This window comes from Cellulosimicrobium sp. So1_17 (assembly GCF_055181235.1).
Genome location: NZ_CM143702.1, coordinates 3,713,016 through 3,732,929 on the forward strand (window position 1 = coordinate 3,713,016; position 19,914 = coordinate 3,732,929).

General features: G+C 73.0%; 17 protein-coding genes, 1 tRNA gene and 1 other RNA gene. 10 read left to right on the forward strand and 9 right to left on the reverse strand.

All coding sequences use genetic code 11. The features are described 5' to 3' along the window. Positions 1-196: 196 nt before the first annotated feature. A tRNA-Ser gene (locus ACZCLJ_RS16365) sits at positions 197-282 on the reverse strand. A 172-nt stretch (positions 283-454) separates the two neighbouring features. Here ACZCLJ_RS16365 and ffs point away from each other — a divergent pair. From ffs to ACZCLJ_RS16405, 8 genes are all read left to right on the forward strand, one after another. Beyond that, positions 455-551: signal recognition particle sRNA small type (gene ffs, locus ACZCLJ_RS16370), an RNA gene on the forward strand. A gap of 416 nt (positions 552-967) precedes the next feature. Continuing rightward, positions 968-1,888, forward strand: a complete 921-nt coding sequence (locus ACZCLJ_RS16375; protein WP_463104523.1) for a MetQ/NlpA family ABC transporter substrate-binding protein — start codon at positions 968-970, stop codon at positions 1,886-1,888. A 160-nt stretch (positions 1,889-2,048) separates the two neighbouring features. Next, positions 2,049-3,266, forward strand: coding sequence for a methionine ABC transporter ATP-binding protein (locus ACZCLJ_RS16380; protein ID WP_463104524.1), 1,218 nt, complete (start codon positions 2,049-2,051; stop codon positions 3,264-3,266). Then, positions 3,266-3,928, forward strand: coding sequence for a methionine ABC transporter permease (locus tag ACZCLJ_RS16385; RefSeq protein ID WP_463104525.1), 663 nt, complete (start codon positions 3,266-3,268; stop codon positions 3,926-3,928). The genes ACZCLJ_RS16380 and ACZCLJ_RS16385 overlap by 1 nt, the downstream gene beginning before the upstream one ends. A 135-nt stretch (positions 3,929-4,063) precedes the next feature. Further along, a complete protein-coding gene (locus ACZCLJ_RS16390) occupies positions 4,064-7,075 on the forward strand; it encodes a DNA polymerase III subunit gamma and tau (RefSeq protein ID WP_463104526.1) in 3,012 nt (1,003 codons plus the stop codon). Between the two features lie 2 nt (positions 7,076-7,077). Beyond that, on the forward strand, positions 7,078-7,506 hold the full coding sequence (locus tag ACZCLJ_RS16395) for a VOC family protein (RefSeq protein WP_463104527.1): 429 nt from the start codon (positions 7,078-7,080) through the stop codon (positions 7,504-7,506). A gap of 9 nt (positions 7,507-7,515) precedes the next feature. Then, positions 7,516-8,115 (forward strand): recombination mediator RecR, encoded by a 600-nt coding sequence (gene recR, locus ACZCLJ_RS16400; protein WP_251150003.1) that lies wholly within the window; start codon positions 7,516-7,518, stop codon positions 8,113-8,115. A 14-nt stretch (positions 8,116-8,129) separates the two neighbouring features. Further along, entirely contained in the window at positions 8,130-8,699 is a 570-nt protein-coding gene (locus ACZCLJ_RS16405) for a DUF5063 domain-containing protein (RefSeq protein ID WP_251150004.1), read from the forward strand. A gap of 9 nt (positions 8,700-8,708) precedes the next feature. Here ACZCLJ_RS16405 and ACZCLJ_RS16410 read toward each other — a convergent pair whose 3' ends face one another. Then, positions 8,709-9,254 carry an SRPBCC family protein gene (locus ACZCLJ_RS16410; RefSeq protein WP_463104528.1) on the reverse strand — a complete coding sequence of 182 codons (546 nt, stop codon included), beginning with the start codon at positions 9,252-9,254 and terminating at the stop codon, positions 8,709-8,711. Continuing rightward, positions 9,251-9,616, reverse strand: a complete 366-nt coding sequence (locus ACZCLJ_RS16415; protein WP_463104529.1) for an ArsR/SmtB family transcription factor — start codon at positions 9,614-9,616, stop codon at positions 9,251-9,253. The genes ACZCLJ_RS16410 and ACZCLJ_RS16415 overlap by 4 nt, the downstream gene beginning before the upstream one ends. Positions 9,617-9,744: 128 nt before the next feature. Between ACZCLJ_RS16415 and ACZCLJ_RS16420 the strand changes: the two genes are divergently transcribed. Further along, entirely contained in the window at positions 9,745-10,557 is an 813-nt protein-coding gene (locus ACZCLJ_RS16420) for a TSUP family transporter (protein WP_463104530.1), read from the forward strand. Between the two features lie 173 nt (positions 10,558-10,730). On the opposite strand, the gene ACZCLJ_RS16425 is transcribed toward ACZCLJ_RS16420, so the two are convergent. The 6 genes from ACZCLJ_RS16425 to ACZCLJ_RS16450 all read right to left on the reverse strand — a co-directional run bounded on the left by ACZCLJ_RS16425 (position 10,731) and on the right by ACZCLJ_RS16450 (position 18,998). Beyond that, positions 10,731-11,756 (reverse strand): ABC transporter permease, encoded by a 1,026-nt coding sequence (locus ACZCLJ_RS16425; protein ID WP_463106420.1) that lies wholly within the window; start codon positions 11,754-11,756, stop codon positions 10,731-10,733. Between the two features lie 177 nt (positions 11,757-11,933). Next, positions 11,934-12,917, reverse strand: a complete 984-nt coding sequence (locus ACZCLJ_RS16430; protein WP_251150007.1) for an ABC transporter permease — start codon at positions 12,915-12,917, stop codon at positions 11,934-11,936. Next, positions 12,914-13,729: an ABC transporter ATP-binding protein gene (locus ACZCLJ_RS16435; protein WP_463104531.1), complete on the reverse strand. Its 816-nt coding sequence runs from the start codon at positions 13,727-13,729 to the stop codon at positions 12,914-12,916. The genes ACZCLJ_RS16430 and ACZCLJ_RS16435 overlap by 4 nt, the downstream gene beginning before the upstream one ends. After that, the gene (locus ACZCLJ_RS16440) at positions 13,726-14,589 is read right to left on the reverse strand and encodes an ABC transporter ATP-binding protein (protein ID WP_251150009.1); all 864 of its coding nucleotides are present in this window, start codon (positions 14,587-14,589) and stop codon (positions 13,726-13,728) included. The genes ACZCLJ_RS16435 and ACZCLJ_RS16440 overlap by 4 nt, the downstream gene beginning before the upstream one ends. 138 nt (positions 14,590-14,727) lie before the next feature. Next, positions 14,728-16,398, reverse strand: a complete 1,671-nt coding sequence (locus ACZCLJ_RS16445) for an ABC transporter substrate-binding protein (RefSeq protein ID WP_463104532.1) — start codon at positions 16,396-16,398, stop codon at positions 14,728-14,730. Between the two features lie 86 nt (positions 16,399-16,484). Beyond that, the gene (locus ACZCLJ_RS16450) at positions 16,485-18,998 is read right to left on the reverse strand and encodes a beta-glucosidase (RefSeq protein WP_463104533.1); all 2,514 of its coding nucleotides are present in this window, start codon (positions 18,996-18,998) and stop codon (positions 16,485-16,487) included. Between the two features lie 266 nt (positions 18,999-19,264). Here ACZCLJ_RS16450 and ACZCLJ_RS16455 point away from each other — a divergent pair, with 266 nt between their 5' ends. Continuing rightward, positions 19,265-19,900, forward strand: coding sequence for a TetR/AcrR family transcriptional regulator (locus ACZCLJ_RS16455; RefSeq protein ID WP_463104534.1), 636 nt, complete (start codon positions 19,265-19,267; stop codon positions 19,898-19,900). The last annotated feature ends 14 nt before the right edge of the window (positions 19,901-19,914 follow it).

The window sequence follows — 19,914 nt, forward strand, 5'->3', positions numbered from 1 at the left end:
TGCGACGCTCGGGGCCGTAGGCTGGGGGGAGCCGTCGGCGGCACCGCCGGCGCTCATGTCCCGGCGCGTCGGACCGTCGGGACGTCCGAGAGGCCCGTCGCACCCGTGCGACGGGCCTCTGCGGTACCTGCACCGGTTCGCCGAGACCATGGCACGACGAAGGGCCCGTCGCGAGGCGACGAGCCCTTCGGTCCTGCGGAGGATGGGGGATTCGAACCCCCGAGGGCTTTTAACCCAACACGCTTTCCAAGCGTGCGCCATAGGCCACTAGGCGAATCCTCCTGGTGCACCACCGATCCTGATCACAGACCGGGGTAGCGCAACGAGGATACCGGACCGCGGTCCCAGGGCCGAATCGCGCCCCCTCCCGTGCCGGCGTGCACGCCTGCACGGTGCCCGACGGCGGTCGCCCGGCCCGGTTTCTGGCGAGGCCCGGTCCTGGGCTAGGCTGGGTGCAGACCCCTCGTGCGGCATCATCTCGCCGAACTCCCCCAGGGCCGGAAGGCAGCAAGGGTAGGTGAGCTCTGGTGGGTGCGCGAGGGGTCCTTCATGTCCGCGGCCGGCACCACGGATCGACGTCGCTCCCATCATGTGACCAGAACGGCGTCCACATCTTGGACGATCCGGCTCGGGGATTGGCGCCCACGCGCCTCACGTGCCCATGATGAACGACATGAGCTCGCTCCCCGTCGCCGCACCGGTCCCGCACGCAGCGTCCTGCGTCGCGGTGCCGTGTTGTCGCCGCGCACGGGGCGCCGGGCGAATGTGCGGCTGCTGACACCCGCGCCGTCGTCCCCCGCAGGGTCTCCCTGCACCTGACCGACCTGCTCCGTCGCCCCGCGCGCCCGGACCGGTCCACCGCTCGCCACGTGGCTGATGGCCCGTCGGAAGCACCCCGCACCCGATCCCGCAGGCACCCCTGCACCCCGTCGTGCCGACCTCGCGCGACCCCGTCGAAGGGCATCCCATGTCGTTCTCCACCACATCGTCCTCCACCGCCCGCAAGCGTCTGACCTGGGCGGCGGTCGCCGTCGCGTCCACCCTGGCCCTGACGGCGTGCTCCTCCGGCGACGACTCCGCGAGCACCTCCACCGGCGGCTCGGACGACCCGATCCGTGTCGGCGTGGTCGGCGCGGCCGACGACAAGTGGGCGGTGTTCCAGGAGCAGGCCGAGGCCGAGGGCATCGAGATCGAGCTGGTCGACCTCCAGGACTACACGCAGGCGAACCCGGCGCTGTCCCAGGGCGAGCTCGACGTCAACCAGTTCCAGCACCTGCAGTTCCTCGCGGGCTACAACGTGGACGCCGGGGACGACCTCCAGCCGATCGGCGCGACGGCCGTCTACCCGCTCGCGCTCTACTCGACCAAGCACACGTCCCTCGAGGAGATCCCGGACGGCGGTCAGGTGGCCGTCCCGAACGACCCGACGAACCTCGCCCGTGCGCTCCTCGTGCTGCAGGAGGCGGGCCTGATCGAGCTCGAGGACGGCGGGAGCTCGATCTCCACCGAGGCGGACGTGCTGCCGAGCTCCAAGGTGACCGTCACCCCGGTGGACGCGGCGCAGACCCCGATCCAGCTCCAGTCCGTCGACGCGTCGATCATCAACAACGACTTCGTCGAGGACGCCGGCCTGACGCCCGAGGACGCGCTCTTCGAGGACGACCCCGACTCCGACGCCGCCAAGCCCTACATCAACGTGTGGGTCGCGCGCGCCGAGGACTCCGGCGACGAGACGCTGCTCAAGCTCGCCGAGATCTCCCACTCGGCGGAGGTCGTCGAGGCCGAGGACGCCGCGTCCGGCGGCACCGCCGTCATCAAGGAGAACTCGCCTGCCGAGCTGCAGGAGATCCTCGCCGGCATCGAGGACGACATCCGCAACGCCTCCTGACCCGAGCGACGCGGGGGTGGGCGGGCGACCGCCCGCCCTCGCGCGTCGTCGGGCCCGGGGGAGGACGATGGCAGACGGACCACGCACCCCGGCCAGGCGGCCCGGACCGATCCCCGCACCGGCACCCCGGAGGCCCGGCCTCCGACGAGAGGACCCGACCGTGACCGACGGCCCCCGCGACCCGGGTGGTGACGAGCAGCCCGCGATCGAGCTGCGCCACGTGAGCAAGACCTTCGGCGAGGGCGACGACGCCGTCCACGCCGTCGACAACGTCTCCCTGACCGTCCGGCGCGGAGAGATCTTCGGCGTCATCGGGTACTCGGGTGCCGGCAAGTCCACGCTCGTGCGGCTCGTCAACGCCCTCGAGACCGTGACGAGCGGCGAGGTCGTCGTCGACGGCCAGGTGATCACGGGCCTGCCCGAGCGGCGCGTGCGCGAGGTGCGCTCGCGCATCGGCATGGTCTTCCAGCAGTTCAACCTGCTGTCCTCGCGCACGGTCGCCGGGAACGTCGCCTACCCGCTCAAGGTGGCCGGGTGGTCGCGCGAGCAGCGGGCGGCGCGCGTCGCCGAGATGCTCGCCTTCGTCGGGCTCTCCGACAAGGCGAAGGCGTACCCGCGGCAGCTCTCCGGCGGCCAGAAGCAGCGCGTGGGCATCGCCCGCGCGCTCGCGGCGTCGCCCACGATCCTCCTGGCCGACGAGGCGACGTCCGCGCTCGACCCCGAGACGACGCGCGAGGTGCTCGCGCTCCTGCGGCGCGTCAACGCCGAGCTCGGGATCACCATCGTCGTCATCACCCACGAGATGGAGGTCGTGCGCTCGACGTGCCACCGCGTCGCGGTGATGGAGCACGGCAAGGTGGTCGAGACGGGCGACGTGTACGACGTCTTCTCCGCGCCCAGCGCCGACGCGGCCCAGCGGTTCGTCGGCACGGCCCTGCACGACCGGCCCTCTCGCGAGACGCTCGCGCGCCTGCGCGAGCGCCACCCCGGCCGCCTCGTCACGGTCGGCGTGCGCGAGGGGGCGAGCACGGGGACCGACCTGTTCCGCCTGCTGCGGGAGCACGACGTCGACGGTTCCGTCGTCTTCGGCGGCATCTCCGAGGTGGGGGAGCGGCCGTTCGGCTCGTTGACCGTGGAGCTCGACGCGCCGGAGGACCGGGTCGCGCCGTTCCTCACCGCGCTCGCGGAGCGTGCCGACGTCGTGGACCTCGGCACGGCGGCGCACCCGCTCGAGGACCCGCGCGTCGCGCGGCTCGCCGCCGGCCGCGGTGACGCCGGTGACGACGACGGACCGCCCGGAGACGGGGGCGACCTCGGCGACCCGTACGGCACCGGTCGCGACACCCTCTACCGCCACGGCAACCTCGGAGGCCGCTGATGAACCGCGACTGGTCCACCCTCTGGCCGATCCTGTGGGAGGCCTTCGGCCAGACGCTCCAGATGGTGTCCGTGGCGCTGCTCACGGGCGGTCTCGCCGGCCTCGCGCTCGGCATCGCGCTCTACGTGACGCGCCAGGGCAACGTGCTCGAGAACCGCTGGGTGTTCGGTGTCCTCAACGTCCTCGTCAACATCGTGCGGCCGATCCCCTTCATCATCTTCGTCACGCTCCTCGGGCCGGTGACGCTCCAGGTGGTCGGGACGACGCTCGGCACGGAGGCGTTCATCTTCCCGCTGTCGGTCATGACGGCGTTCGGCACGAGCCGCATCGTCGAGCAGAACCTCGTGGGCATCGACCCGGGCGTGATCGAGGCCGCGCGCGCGATGGGCGCGTCGTCGTGGCGCATCATCACGACGGTACTCGTCCCGGAGGCGCTCGCGCCGCTCATCCTCGGGTACACGTTCCTCTTCATCGCGGTGCTCGACATGTCGGCGGTCGCCGGGCTCATCGGGGGCGGCGGGCTCGGTGACTTCGCCCTGAGGTACGGGTACCAGCGCTACAACTGGGGCGTCGTCATCGTCACCGTGCTCGTGATGATCGGGATCGTCCAGGTCGCGCAGCTCCTCGGGAACTGGCTCGCGCGCAAGGCCCTGCACCGCTGACGAGCCCTCGAGATCGACCCCTGCGTCGCGAGATCGACCCTCTGAAGGTCGATCTCGCGACGTACAGGTCGATCTCGGGGCAGAGCGCCGGTAGCGGCCTCGTGCCTGTCGGCGCCGACGTCTAGAGTGACCGGGGTGAGCACCGCCCTGTACCGCCGCTACCGGCCCGAGACCTTCGCCGAGGTGATCGGTCAGGACCACGTGACCGCGCCGCTCATGCAGGCGCTGCGGAGCGGCAGGGTGAACCACGCGTACCTCTTCTCGGGGCCACGCGGCTGCGGCAAGACGACGAGCGCGCGCATCCTGGCGCGCACCCTCAACTGCGCGCAGAACACGCCCCAGACCCCGATCGACACCCCGTGCGGGGCGTGCCCGTCGTGCGTCGACCTCGCACGCGGCGGTCCGGGCAGCCTCGACGTCGTCGAGATCGACGCGGCCTCGCACGGCGGCGTCGACGACGCGCGCGACCTGCGCGAGCGCGCGACGTTCGCGCCCACGCGCGACCGGTACAAGATCTTCATCATCGACGAGGCCCACATGGTCTCGCCCGCCGGGTTCAACGCGCTGCTCAAGATCGTCGAGGAGCCGCCGGAGCACATCAAGTTCGTCTTCGCGACGACGGAGCCCGACAAGGTCATCGGCACCATCCGCTCGCGCACGCACCACTACCCCTTCCGTCTGGTCCCGCCGGACGTGCTCGGCCCGTACCTCGAGGAGCTCTGCACCGCGGAAGGCGTGGGCGTCGGGTCGGGCGTCTTCCCGCTCGTCACGCGCGCGGGCGGCGGCAGCGTCCGCGACTCGCTGTCCGTCATGGACCAGCTCATCGCCGGCGCGGAGAACGGCCAGGTCGACTACGAGCGCGCCGTCGCGCTGCTCGGCTACACGCACGCCACGCTGCTCGACGACGTCGTGGACGCCCTCGCGGCGCGCGACGGCGCGAGCATCTTCCGCGTCGTCGACCAGGTCATCGCGACGGGGCACGAACCGCGCCGCTTCGTCGAGGACGTCCTCGAGCGCCTGCGCGACCTCATCGTCATCGCCGTCTCCGGCGAGGAGGCGCAGGCCGTCCTGCGCGACCACCCCGCCGACCAGCTCGCGCGCATGCGCACCCAGGCCCAGAACCTCGGGATGTCCGAGCTCTCGCGCGCCGCCGACCTCGTCAACGCGGCGCTCACGGAGATGGCGGGCGCGACGTCCCCGCGGCTGCACCTCGAGCTGCTCGTCGCACGGCTCCTCCTGCCCGGCGCCGACGACGGCGCCGCGGGCTTCGCCGCCCGCCTCGACCGCCTCGAGCGCGGCGGCCTCGGTGCGGCACCCGCCGGCCCGGTCCCCGCCGCACCGGGCCCCGTCGTGTCCGGGCCGGTCGCCACCCCGCGTCCTGTGCCCGACGCCGCCGCGTCCGGGCCGGCGTTCTCCTCGCCGGAGCCCGGGCTCACCGGTGCCGCCGCCGTCCGCGCGGCGCTGCGCCCGGCCAGGGGAACCCTGCCTCCGCCTGCTGCGGCGGCGTCGGCCCCCGCCCCGGCCGGCCCGACACCGGCCGCTGCCGTCGAGCAGCCCGGCCCCGTCGAGCAGGCCACCCCCGTGGAGCAGACCGACGCCGTCGAGCAGGCCACCCCCGTCGAGCAGGCCACCGCGCCGTCGCAGCCGACGGGCGAGGGCACGGCGACGACGCAGGCGCCGGAGGGCGATGCCGAGAGCGTCCCGGCCGAGCGCGCACCAGGTCGCGGAGGCGCGCACATCCCGGCCGTCGAGGAGTCGGCGTCGGATGCGGAACCGACGGCGGAGCGGACGGACGAGCCCGCGGGTGCGCCGGCCGCCGAGCCGACGGAGGACCGGGCGAAAGGACGGACGGAGCCTCCCGCCGAGGAGCCGACCGGAGCCTCGCCGGGAGCGGGTCCGGGAGAGCCGGCGGAGTCGCCGAGCGCGGCGCAGTCGGCCACGACCGCCGGGGGGCGCGAGGAGACGACGACCGCGACCGCGGTCCCGTCGGGCGTGGCGTCCGGGGCACCGTCGATGACGACGGAGGAGCTGCGGCGGCGCTGGCCCGAGGTGCTCGAGACGCTGAGCTCGAGCCGCGCGACGTGGTCGCTCGTCAGCATGAACGCGCAGGTGGCGGAGCTGCACCCGGACGTGCTGTTCCTGGCGTTCCCGTCGCCGGGGCTCGCCCGGACGTTCTCGTCCTCGCGGCACACGGCGGCCGTCCAGGACGCCGTCTACCAGACGCTCGGTCTCCAGCTGCGGGTCGAGGCGCGCCTCGCCGAGGACGGTCATGGCCAGGGTCACGGAGGGGGCGGAGGCGGGGGCGGGGGCGGCTCGGCCCCCGTCGCCGGTCCCGGGGATCCGGGGGGTGCCGCGGTGCCGGACCCGGGCGCAGATGTCGAGCCCGCGTCGTGGCCCGCTGACGACGCGGTCCCTGCGAGCACCTCGCCGGGCGACGACGTCGCACCACCGGCCGGCGTGTCCTCTCCCGCGCGGGCGAGCGCCGCCCCGGTGCTCGCGAGCTCGCCGGTGGGCTCCAGCAGCGCGGTGCTGGACGCCTCGCGCGGCGGAGGCGTTGCGCTGCAGGATCGACCGGTCCAGCAGGAGTCGTCCCCGTCACCTCAGGCCACGGTGATCGACGCGGCCGACGCGGCATGGCTCGCGGGCGCACCGGCGACGATCGCCGTGACGGCGCCGTCGGATGCCGCTGGATCCGTCGACCCGTCCTCGCTCGGCGCAGCGCCGTCGCGCGGAGCCGCGCCCTCACCCGGTACGACGGCGCGCACCGCCGTCGCGGACGACGGGCCTGGTCCCTCGGGCGGAGCGGTCGATGCTGCCGACGAGGCGTGGCTGGCCGGTGCGTCGCTGTCCGAGCCGCCCGCGGACCTCGACGACGGCCCGGAGCCGGAGCCGGTCGTCGAGCAGGAACGCCAGCGGCCCGCACCGGCACCCGCGGCGGGGGAGACGCCCCGGCAGGCCGCGGAGCGCCGCGAGGCGGAGCGCCGTGCCTCCGTCCGGGCGACGACGCCCGTGCGCGTCGCACCGGAGGACGACGCGCCCTCCGCCGACGACCCGGACATCGTCTCCACGGGTCTGGTCGGCGCGCAGCTCGTCGTGCGGCTCCTCGACGGCAAGATCGTCGAGGAGATCCAGGACCCGGGCGCCTGACCGTGCCGCGCGGTGCGCTGCACCACGTCGAGCTGTGGGTTCCCGACCTCTCCCGCGCGGAGCGGTCCTGGGGATGGCTGTTGACCGCGCTCGGCTACGTGCCCCACCAGCGCTGGGACGGCGGCCGGAGCTGGCGGCTCGGTCCGACGTACGTGGTCGTCGAGCAGAGCCCCGCCCTGGCTGCGGACGAGCACGACCGCACGCTGCCCGGCCTCAACCATCTGGCCTTCGACACCGGCTCGCGCAGCGACGTCGACGCGCTCGTGGCAGCGGCGGGCGAGCACGGGTGGGCGCTGCTCTTCGGCGACCGGCATCCGTTCGCGGGCGGTCCCGACCACTACGCCGCCTATCTCGAGGACACGGACGGCTTCGAGGTCGAGCTCGTCGCGACGTCCGGAGCGGCGGCCGGGCACGTCGGCGACGCCCCGTAGGCTGGGGGAGTGTACGAAGGCGCTGTCCAGGACCTGATCGACGAGCTCGGCCGACTCCCCGGCGTCGGGCCCAAGAGCGCGCAGCGCATCGCGTTCCACCTCCTCGCGACCGACGCCGTGGACGTGCGGCGCCTCGTCGACGCGCTCACCGAGGTCAAGGCGCGCGTCCGGTTCTGCGACACGTGCGGGAACGTCGCCGAGTCCGAGCAGTGCCGCATCTGCGCCGACCCGCGGCGCTCGGTCGACGTGATCTGCGTCGTCGAGGAGCCCAAGGACGTCGTCGCGATCGAGCGCACGCGTGAGTTCCGCGGGAAGTACCACGTGCTCGGCGGCGCCATCAACCCGATCGAGAACGTCGGGCCGGGCGACCTGCGGATCGCGCAGCTCATGACGCGCCTCGCGGACGGGCAGGTCACGGAGGTCATCCTCGCGACCGACCCGAACGTCGAGGGCGAGGCCACCGCGACGTACCTCGCGCGCATGCTCGGCCCGATGGGTCTGCGCGTGACTCGCCTCGCCTCCGGACTACCTGTCGGGGGAGACTTGGAGTACGCCGACGAGGTGACCCTCGGGCGTGCGTTCGAGGGACGTCGCCTGATCGGCGGCTGACGGAAGGGACCGGCATGGGCGAGATCCAGCACGACCCGGAGCTGCGCGAGATCGCCGAGGAGACGGCCGCGGAGGCCCGCGCGTACCTCACGACGACGGCACAGGTCGCCGCCGGCGCGACCCCGGGGGCGGTGCTCCCGCTGCTGCTCCTCGCGCTGTCCGACGTCCTGGCCGTCGGCGCACGGCTCGGGGCGATGGGCGACGTCGTGCCCGTCGAGCGGTTCGAGCCGGACGCCGGCCCGGACACCGACCTCGACCCTCTGCGCACGGCGCTGTCCCGGCTGTTCGACGGCTTCGACGACTACGTCGAGATCACGGACCCGCTCGTCGGCGCCGACGTCGGGGCGGCGTCGTTGTCCGGCGACCTGGCGTGCGTCGCCGAGTGCCTCGCGAAGGGCCTGCAGCACTTCGAGGCGGGACGGGAGCTCGAAGGGCTGTGGTGGTGGCAGTTCTCCTACGTGTCGCTGTGGGGCGAGCGCGCCGCGAGCGGCCTGCGCGTCCTGCAGAGCGCCCTCGCCCACCTGCGGCTCGACGTCGAGGACGACGTCGCGGCAGAGGCGGAGTACGACGCCCTGCAGTCCTGACCGACCGGCTCAGGAGGCGTTCGCCTGGGCCTGCTCGTAGTGGTCGGCCAGACCGGCGAGGTAGGGCTCCCACTCGACGGTCGCGACGTCGCGCCCTTCGCGCACGGCGGTGAGCCGCTCGAGGTAGTACTCCCACCCCGGTCCGACGTTCCGGGCGTCGTCGGACGGGCCGAGCACCTGGCGGAACGTCAGCGTCGTGACGCCGTCCTCCTCGGCGAGGTCGAACGCGAGGTGCCAGGTCTGGTCCCCCATGGCGGTGTCCCCGGCGAACCGGTGCGGGGGCTCGCACCGCGTGATGCGGTACTCCTCCGGCTCAGGGTTGTCCCCCTCGGCGGTCATGAAGAACTGGACGCGACCCGTCGAGGGGTCGCCCTCCCAGTACCCGATCCACCGGGCGAGCCGCTCCGGCTCGGTGAGGCTCGCCCACACGTCGGCAGCGGGGGCGCGGAACGTGCGCGTAACGACGAGCTCGGGGCCTGCCGGCCCGTGCTCGACCGTCCCGTGCGGGACGGGGCCCGTGGGGGCGGAGGGGGTCGGGGTCGTCGGGTCGCTCATGCGATCTCCTCGTGTCGGCCCGCGCCCGGCTCGGCGCGGCGCTCTCGGGTGGTGCGGCGGACCTCGAGGTCGAGGCCGTCGAGGGCTCGGGCAGGGATGGGTGGCACGACCCCGGCGAGGGCCGCGACGATCTCGCTCACGGGGGCGAGGGCGTCGGGGCGCAGCGAGTAGACGCGACGCCTCCCGTCGGGCACGACGGCGACGAGCCCGGCCTCGCGCAGGACCCGCAGGTGCCGGCTCACCCCCGGCCGGGAGACACCGGGCTGCGAGGCCGCGAGGTCGCCGGCCGACAGGTCTCCGCGGCGCAGCGCGAGGAGGAGATCCCGGCGGACCGGGTCGGACAGGGCCTCGAACGCGTCCACCCATAAAGCGTAACCGATCGGTTACGCGTTGTCAGTGGACCCGGCGGACCCGGTGGACCCAGTGGACCCGGTGGACCCGGTGGACCCGGTGGACCCGGAGGACGCCGACGCCGTGGTACCACTAGTGGGTGCTGCCAGCCTTCGTCCTCCCGTCCACCGGCGGGCTCGAGATCGACGGCCTGACGATCGCCCTCCTCGTGCTCGCCGCGCTCACGGCGGGATGGATCGACGCCGTGGTCGGCGGCGGCGGGCTGATCCAGCTCCCCGCGCTGCTGCTCGTCCCGGGCATCAGCCCGGTCCAGGCGCTCGCGACGAACAAGCTCGCGAGCATCATGGGCACGTCGGTCAGCGCGGCGACGTTCTACCGGCGCGTGGGGCCCGACCTGCGCACCGCCGGCCCGATGGCGCTCGCCGCCCTGGTGGGCGCGATCGGGGGAGCGGCGCTCGCGTCCCGGATCCCGGCCGACCTGTTCACGCCGATCATCCTCGTCGTGCTCGTGGCCGTCGCCACCTACACGATCGCGAAGCCGAAGCTGGGCCACGCGACGAACCTGCGCTGGGAGGGCAACGGCCACCGGTGGGCCGCCGCGGGCATCGGGCTCGTCATCGGCACCTACGACGGCCTGCTCGGTCCTGGGACGGGCACCTTCTTCGTCATCTCGCTCGTGAGCATCCTGGGATACGCGTTCCTGCCGGCGTCCGCGCTCGCGAAGATCGCGAACTTCGCGACCAACGCGGGCGCGCTGATCTTCTTCATCCCGTACGGCGCGGTCCTGTGGGGGCTCGGCCTCCTGATGGGCGCGGCGAACCTGCTCGGCGCGTACGTCGGCGCGCGCATGGCGGTCGCGAAGGGGAGCGGGTTCGTCCGCGTCGTCTTCGTCGTCGTGGTCGGTGCGCTGATCCTCAAGCTCGGGTCCGACGTCGTGCGCGACCTGGTCTGAACGCTCGCCCTCAGCGGCGGGTCGACGCGAGCGGGACGACGCGGGCGGGACGACGCGGGCCCCGACCCGGCGGCCGTCGTGCAGCAGGGGCGTGCTGCACGTCAGGCGTGCCCGGGTCGGGGCCGTCGTCGGCGGGGTGCTGAGCGGCCCCCGCCTGCTCTCGCGCAGGGTGGTCACACCGAGCGGTGCGGCCATCCCGTCGCGATGGTCTCCTCGTCCTCCCCCTCGGTCGCGACCTGCGACGTGTCCGCGCCGTCCGGCGCCGGGGAGTCCGGCAGCGGTGGCGCCACGCTGCGGTCGAGGAGGTCGGGCCGGTCGCTCACGGTCGTCACGCCGCTCGTGACCTTGTAGCCCTTCTTGCGCGCCGCGCGGGCGCGCTCGCCCGCCGAGCGCAGGCGCGGGTTGACGTACTCGTCGATGCCGAAGTTGACGAGCGACAGCGCCATGCCGAGCAGCGCGATGCACAGGCCGGCGGGGACGTACCACCACCAGTAGTCGGGGAACGCGCCGTTCTGCTGCGCCCAGAAGAGGATCGTGCCCCAGTTGAGGTTGGTGATGGGGATGACGCCGATGAACGCGAGCGTCGTCAGGCCCAGCACCGCTGCAGTCACCGTGCCGACGAAGCTCGACGCGATGATGGCCGTGAGGTTCGGGAGCATCTCGACGGCGATGATCCGGTGGATCGGCTCGCCGTTGGCCCGCGCCGCCTGGATGAAGTCGCGGTTACGCAGCGACATGGTCTGGGCGCGCAGCACGCGACCGCCCCACGCCCAGCCCGTGATGGCGAGCACGGTCGAGATGAGGAGCAGGCTCGGGTTCTCGTACTGCGACGCGACGATGATCATCAGCGGCAGGCCGGGGAGCACGAGGAAGACGTTCGTCAGCGCGGACAGCGACTCGGAGCGCCAGCCGGCCACGTACCCGGCCGTGACGCCGACCACCACGGCGACCAGCGTCGCGATGATGCCGGACACGAACCCCACCACGAGCACGCCGCGCGTGCCGTAGATGATCTGGCTGAGCACGTCCTCGCCCATGTGCGTCGTGCCGAGCCAGTGCTGGCCCGACGGCGGCTGCTTGAGCGCCGTGAAGTCCTTGTCGAGCGGCCCGTACGGCGCGATGAGGTCGCCGAACACGGCCAGCACGGTGAAGAACCCGAGGATCGCGAGCCCGGTCAGCGACTTGCCGTTGCGGAACATCGCGAAGCCGCGCCCGAGGCGGGCTCTGCGCGAGCGGGCACGCGGGCTCGCCCCCGCGGGTGCCGGGGCGGACGACGTGGGACCGGTCGTCGTCCGGACGGGCGACGTCGGCCCGGAGGTCGGCGCGTCCGGCGCGGACGGCGTGCCGTTCGTGGAGGTCGAGGTGGACGTCATGGCTCAGGCCTCCGTCGCGCGGGTGCGCGGGTCGAGGGCGGCGTGCGCGACGTCCGCCAGGATGTTCGCCACGAGGACGGACAGCGTGATGACGAGGAACAGGCCCTGCATGAGCGGGTAGTCCTTCGCGTTCGTGGCGTCGAGGAGGAGCTTGCCGACACCCGGGTAGGAGAAGACGAGCTCCATGACGAGCGTGCCGCCGACGATGAACCCGAGGGACAGCGCGAAGCTCGACAGCTGCGGCAGGACGGCGTTGCGCGACGCGTAGCCGGACAGCACGCGGCGCGGGCTCAGGCCCTTGGCCTGCGCCACGGTCACGTAGTCCTCGTCGAGCACGGTGATGAGCATGTTGCGCATCCCGAGGACCCAGCCGCCGAGCGACGCGACGACGATCGTCAACGCGGGCAGCGTGCCGTGCTGGATCACGTCCCACGCGAACTCGAACGACCACTCCGGGCTCGCGCCCTTGCTGTACGCGTGGGACGCGGGGAACCAGCCGAGCGCGCTGGAGAAGACGGCGATCGCGATGAGGCCCATCCAGAAGTACGGGACGGTCGACATGAACGTCGCGACCGGGACGATCGCGTCCGCACGGCTGCCGCGGCGCCAGCCGACGACCGCGCCCAGCGCGCTGCCGAGGAAGAAGCTGATGATCGTCGCGATGCCGACCAGGCCGAGCGTCCAGGGCAGGGCGACCGCGATGACGTCCCCGACGGGAGCGAGGCCCTTGGAGAACGAGCGCCCGAGGTCGCCGGAGAGCATGAGCCCCCAGTAGTCGACGTACTGCTGGAACAGCGACCTGTCCTCGTCGAGACCGAAGAGCGTGCGCAGCGAGGCCGCGGCCTCCGGGCTGACCTTGCCCTGGTTCTTCGCCAGGTAGGCGGAGACCGGGTCGCCCTTCATCATGCGGGGCAGGAAGAAGTTGATGGTGATGGCCGCCCAGGCGGTGAACAGGTAGAAGGCGGTGCGGCGGGCGAAGAATCTCACGGTCGGCTCCTCGACGCGTCGGTCGCCGCCCGGGCACCGGAGAAGTGGACCTCCGGGTTCGGCGAGGCGTCGCGCAGCGCGCGGGTGTAGGGGTGCTGGGGGTCGAGGATCACGTCGTCGGCGGGGCCGTGCTCCACGACGACGCCGTGGTGCAGGACCATGATCTCGTCGCTGAAGTGCCGCGCCGTCGCGAGGTCGTGCGTGATGTAGAGGACCCCGAGGTTCGACGCGCGCTGCAGCTCGGCGAGCAGGTTGAGCACGCCGAGGCGGATCGAGACGTCGAGCATCGAGACGGGCTCGTCGGCGATGAGCAGCGACGGCCGCGACGCCAGGGCGCGCGCGATGGCGACGCGCTGGCGCTGACCGCCGGACAGCTCGTGCGGGCGGCGCTCGACCACCCCGGCGTCGAGGTGCACGCGCTCGAGGAGGCGGTGCACCTCGTCGTCGACCTCGTCCTTCGGGACCACGTGGTCGAGGAGCAGCGGCCGCTCGAGGTGGTGCCGGATCGTGTGCGACGGGTTGAGCGACGCGAACGGGTCCTGGAAGACCATGCGCACCTGCTGCCGGTAGCGGCGCAGCGCCCGGCCCCGCTGGGGGATCGGCGAGCCGTCGAGCAGGATGCTGCCCAACGTCGCGCACTCCAGCTGGGTGAGGATCTTCGCGATCGTCGACTTGCCGCTCCCGCTCTGCCCGACGAGCGCGACCGTGCGCCCGGAGGTGAGGGTGAAGCTGACGTCGTCGAGCGCGAGCATGTCGCCCGTGCCGCGGACGCGGTAGCGCTTGCTGACGTGGGAGAGCTCGAGCGTGGTCATGCGACCGCACCTCCTGCCGCGCCGGCGTGGTGCCCGCGCACGAACCCGCCGCGCTCGCCCGTGAGGCTGGGGAACGAGCCGAGGAGCGTGCGCGTGTACTCGTGCTGCGCGTGGTGGTAGATGTTCGACGCCGTGTCGAGCTCGACGATGCGGCCCTGTCGCATCACGGCGATGCGGTCGGAGATCTCGAGCAGCAGCGGCAGGTCGTGGGTGATGAAGATGACGGAGAACCCGAACTGCCTCCGCAGGTCCGAGATCTGCTGGAGGATCTCGCGCTGCACGAGCACGTCGAGCGCGGTAGTCGGCTCGTCCATGATCATGAGCTGCGGCTTGAGGGCGAGCGCCATCGCGATCATCACGCGCTGGCGCATGCCGCCCGACAGCTCGTGCGGGTACGAGCGCAGGCGCTCGCGGCCCACGCCGACGAGGTCGAGCAGGTCGCCGCACTCGCGCGTCCGCTCGGCGCGGCTCATCCCGGGGCGGTGGGTCTCGAAGACGTCGCCGAGCTGCTTGCCGATCTTCGTGACCGGGTTGAGCGCGTTCATCGCGCCCTGGAAGACCATCGACGCCTTGTCCCAGCGGAACCGGCGCAGCGCGGTCTCGGACAGCGCGGCGATGTCGACGTCCTCGCCGGACTCGTCGTGGAAGACCGCGTGGCCCGAGGGGATGACGGCGGGCGGCTTGAGGAGGCGCTGCACGCCGTACGCGAGCGAGGTCTTGCCGCAGCCGGACTCGCCGGCGAGACCGAGGATCTCGCCGCGGTGCAGCGTGAAGGAGACGTCGGACACGGCCTCGACCGGGGGGTCGACGTCGTAGACCACGCTGAAGTCCGTGACGGTCAGCAGGGGATCGGTGTTCACTCGTCCAACCTGTTCGTGGGGTGCGGGCGGTGCGGGGCGCGAGCACGGGTGCGCGGTGCTGCGCCGTGACGCGGCGGGTGCGCCGAGGACCGGGGCCCTGGGCGCGCCCGCCGCGCGATGGTCACGACGGGTCGTGCGTCACTCCACCGGCTCGAGCTCGGTGAGGATGAGCACGGCCGACGGCTGCGTCGGGTCCGCGTTGGTGTACGGGTCGGCGTCGCTCGGCCAGCCCGTGTAGTTCCGCGTGTTGAACTCGCTGATGAACGGGCGCGTGCCGATCGGCATCGCCGGGACGTCCTCGACGAAGATCTTCTGGACCTTCTCGATCGCGGCGGTGCGCGTGGCGTCGTCCGTCGCGTTGGCGAACTCGTCGAGCGCGGCGGTCGCCTCGGGGTTGTCGTAGCGGCCGAAGTTGTAGTCCGCGGCCTCCCCGACCGGCTTGAGCCAGCGGCCGTCCATCATGTCGCTGTACAGGTCGTACGGGGTCGCGCCCGTCTCGGTCCAGTGCAGGATCGCGTCGAAGTCGCCCGTGCCCTTCGCGGCCCACCAGGAGTCGGAGTCGGGCGTCGTGACGGTGGCCTCGACGCCGAGCGCCTTGACCGACTCGGCGATGAGGCTGATGCCCGTGACGTAGTCGTTCCAGCCCTGCGGGACGGTGAGCTCGAACGTGACGGGCTCGCCGTCCGGGTCGACGAGCGCCTCGCCGTCGAGGGTGTAGCCGGCGTCCTCGAGGACCTTCTTGGCGCCGTCCACGTCGACCGCGTACTCCTCGCCCTGGAACTCCTCGGCGATGTACGGGTCGCCCGCGGGCTGGGGGAGGCCGGTGACCGAGGTGAGCAGGGGCACGCCGTCCTCGCGCGCGATCTGCTGGTGCTGCGTGCGGTCGACCACCATGTTCACCGCCTGGCGGAACGCCACGTCGCTGAACGGCTTCTTCGTCGTGTTGACGAACATCGCGTCGACGCCGAGGCCGGCGGGGGCCCAGTAGACGTTGTGGTCCGGGTCCTTCTCGACGTAGGCCGACTGCACGTTGGGGAGGAACGCCTGCGCCCAGTCGGCGTCGCCGTTGGCGAGCGCGGTCGTCAGGGCGCTGTTGTCGTTGTACGACACGTAGTACAGCGTCGGGACCGCGAGCTCGCCGCCCCAGTAGTCGTCGCGCGCGGTGAGCTCGACGCTCTCCGTGCTGAAGCTCTCGAGCGTGTACGGGCCGGTGCCGACGGGCTCGGGGTTGACCTCCGTCGTCGGGTCGGCGACGCCCTCCCACACGTGCTTCGGCACGACGTAGCGGTGCAGCACCTTGTCCTGCTTCGCGTACATCGAGCTCGTGAACGTCAGCGTGACGACGTCGCCGTCGACCGTGACGCTCTCGAGCGGGAGCGCCGCGGTGTTGAGCTCGGGCGTGTCGAGGAGGATCTGGTACGAGAACGCGATGTCGTCGGCGGTGAGCGGCTCGCCGTCGTTCCACGTCACGTCGCTCTGCGTGGTGAGCTGGACGGACGTGTAGTCGTCGGACCACACGATCTCCGACGCGAGCCACGGCTTGATCGGGTCGCTCGGGCTCACGACGTTGACGAAGCCCACGGGCTCGTAGACCGCGTTGACGTAGCCGAGCTTGAGCGCCGACGAGTCCCCGATCCACGGGTTGTTCGACTCGGTCGCGATCGCGCCGTCGGGCTTGGCGATCGTGAGGGCGGCGCCGCCGGCGCCGGTGGTCGTGTCGGTGTCGCCGTCGCCGGACGACGCCGAGCAGCCGGTGAGCACGAGGGCAGTCGCGACGCCGAGCGCGATCGCGGAGGCCTTCAACCTCATGAGTCTCTCCTTCGAGAACGTCGGCCCGGCGGGTGCCGGGACGAAAGGGGGCGGTGCAGGGGTGGTGCCGCGGTCCGGTGGTGGTGCTACTCCCGTCCGGTGGTGCTCTCCAGCGCCCGGACCGCGGTGTCCAGGCGGAGGTCGTCGATCGAGCGCCCGACCCGGAGCCGGTACGTCCCGGCGGGCAGGTCCCAGCGCTCGCTGTCGGTGTCCCACACCTCGAACCTCCGGCGCGGGACGGTCACGGTGACGTGGGCCGACCCGCCCGCCGCGACGTCGACGGAGGCGAACCCGCCGAGCCAGCGCGACGGTCGGTCGCGGTGCGCGACCGGGGACGCCACGGGCGCGTCCGGGGCCTCGAGGTAGACCTGGACGGTCTCGCGACCGTCCCGGGTCCCGGTGTTGGTGACACGGACGACGACGGCGGCGTCGCCGTCGGGCGCCCAGGTCGCGGGTGCGACCTCGTCGTAGGACCAGGTGGTCCAGCCGAGACCGTGCCCGAAGGGCGCCGCGGGCACGCGGCCCGAGCGCACCCAGGCGCGGTGGCCGACATGCACGCCGTCGGTGTACTCGACCACGCCACCGGCGGGGACGGCGTGGGGGACCGGGACGTCGGCCGCGTCCGCGGGGAGCGTCCACGGCAGGCGTCCGGTCGGCTCGACGGCGCCCGCGAGGACGTCGGCGATCGAGTGCCCGGCCTCCTGGCCCGGGAACCAGACCCACAGCACGGTGCGCGCGCGGTCGAACCACGGGAGGAGGACGGGGGCGCCGGCGTTGACCACGACGACCGCGTCCGGGTCGGCGTCGAGCACGCGCTCGACGAGCTCGTCCTGACGGCCGGGCAGCGCGAGCGAGGTCCGGTCCCAGCCCTCCGACTCGACCTCCTCGTTCGTCCCGACGACGACGACGGTGAGGTCCGCCGCGCGGGCGGCGGCGACCGCCTCGGCGATCTCCTGCTCGACGGACGGGGCCGGGACGCGGTGCCGCAGCTCGGCGCGCACCATGTTGCCGTAGCCCTGTGCGCGGGTGACGAGGAGCGACGCGGTGACGCGGACGCGGCGCGGGGCGTCGACGTGCACGAGTGCCGGGACGCCGACCGGGTTGTTGATCGAGGAGTCGAGGATGACCTCGACGCCCGAGCGGTGCGGGTCGTGCGCGACGACGACGCCGTCGACCTCGATCGTGTGACCGGGCACGGTGCCGACCTCGAGCGTGTGGTCGCCCGGCTCGTCGAGCAGGACGTCCGCCTCGAGCACGACGGTGTCGACCGTGTCCGGCAGGTCGCGCAGGAAGCCGTCCCAGCGCGCGAGGACCTCCTTGCGCAACGTCGCGCCCTCGGCGTCGAGCCACGTGACCTGGAGGGCCTGGTCGGGGAGGGACCGTGCGGTCAGGTCGAGGCGCGGTGCCAGACGGCGCGCGTCGCCCCCGCGGGACACGGTGAGCGACGCGCCGGGCCAGCGGGCGGCGAGTCCCTCGGCCGGGGTGACGACGTGCGTCGGGACGACCGTCGAGCTGCCCCCGCCGAGCACGTGCGGTCGCACCGCGTTGGGGCCGACGAGCGCGATCGAGCGCGGCGCGGGTCGGTCCCAGACGGGGTTCTCGGCGTCGGACCGCAGGACGACCGTGCCGCGCGCGGCGGTGCGGCGCACGAGCTCGCGCAGGTCGCCGTCGTACGTCAGGGGACGGGCCGGCTCGTCGAGCGCGCCCACCCGGCGGGCGAGGAGGAGGAGGCGCGCGACCTTGTCGTCGATCTCCGCCTCGGGCACGAGGCCGTCCTCGACGGCGCGCACGAGCCGGTCCTCCCAGGGCCCGCCGGGACCCGGCATGACGAGGTCGAGCCCGCCGTTCGCCGACTCCGCGGTGGTGTGCGTCGCGACCCAGTCCGAGACGACCGCGCCGTCGAAGCCGAGCTCGCGCTTGAGGACGTCGGTGACGAGGTGCCGGTGGGCCGTCATCGGCGCCGTCTCGGTGTCGTCGTCCACCTGGTTGTACGCCGCCATGACCGACCACGCGCCGGCGTCGACCGCCGCCTCGAACGGGGCGAGGTAGACCTCGCGCAGCGTGCGCGGGTCGACGTGCGCGACGTAGCTCGTGCGGTCCGTCTCGGAGTCGTTGGCGACGTAGTGCTTGACGCACGCCGCGACGCCCTCGTCCTGGAGGCCGCGCACGACACCCGTGCCGATCTCCGCCGTGAGGAACGGGTCCTCGGCGTAGCACTCGAAGTGCCGGCCGCCCACGGGTGTGCGCTGGATGTTGACCTGGGGGGCGAGCACGACGTCGACGCCGTGGGTGCGCGCCTCGCGGGCGAAGGCCCGGCCGGTCTCGTGCGCGACGTCGCGGTCCCACGTCGCGCTGATCGCGCTGGGGGAGGGGAACAGGACCGAGGTCTCGCCCTCGACCTCGCTCGTGCCGCGGACGCCGACGGGGCCGTCGGACAGGACGATCGGGCGCAGCGCCAGTCCGTCGTGGCCGTGCGTGCGCCACATCGACTGCCCGGTGAGGAGCCGGACCTTCTCGCGGAGCGGCAGACGCTGCGCACGGGAGCGCAGGTCGTCGAGCTCCGGGGAGGCGTCGGCTCCCGGGCGGGACTGCGGTGTCACGAAGGCTCCTCGTCGTCGAGCGGGCTGTGGCGATGAACTTACCGTGCAGTTAGTAAGTTGGCAAGAATCTGCGTCGTCGCAGGTCAGGTGGCATTTGTTCGACGGACGTCGCCGCCAGCGTGCTGCAGGAGGTGTCCGGGCGTGCGTAGGATCACCCCGGCGCAGGCCCGTCGACGGCGGCCGGCCGGACGGGCTGCGACGGCAGACGGCAGCACCGTCAGCAGGGCGGACGACGGCGACAGCGGCGACGACGAACGGAGGCGACGATGCCCAGCAGCACGAGCGAGAGACGTCCCCGGATGCGCGCGGCGACCGTGCGCCGTCGTGAGGAGATCCTCCGCGCCGCGATGGTGACGTTCGGCAACCGCGGCTACCACAACGGGCCGCTCGCCGAGATCGCCGAGCAGGTCGGCATGACGCACGCCGGGATCCTCCACCACTTCGGGTCCAAGGACGACCTCCTGCTCGAGGTCCTGCGGTACCGCGACGAGACCGACGTCGCCGAGCTCGAGCCCCAGCACATCCCCGGCGGGCTGGAGATGTTCCGCCACCTCGTGCGGACCGCGTTCCTCAACGCCCAGCGCGCCGGCATCGTCCAGGCGTACGCCGTGCTGTCGGCCGAGTCCGTCACCGACGGGCACCCGGCGCGTGAGTTCTTCGAGATCCGCTACCGCACCCTGCGCGCCGAGGCCGTCGAGGCGTTCGAGGAGCTGTGCGCCGCGCGCGGCGTCGAGGCGCCGGCGACCGTGCGGCACGCGGCCGCCGCGATCCTCGCCGTCATGGACGGGCTCCAGGTCCAGTGGCTCCTCGACCCCACGCTCGTCGACCTCGGCGAGGTGAGCGAGTTCGCCATCGAGGCGATCGTCGCGGCCGTCGTCGAACCGAGGCCGTCGCCGCTCTGACCCGACCCCCGGCC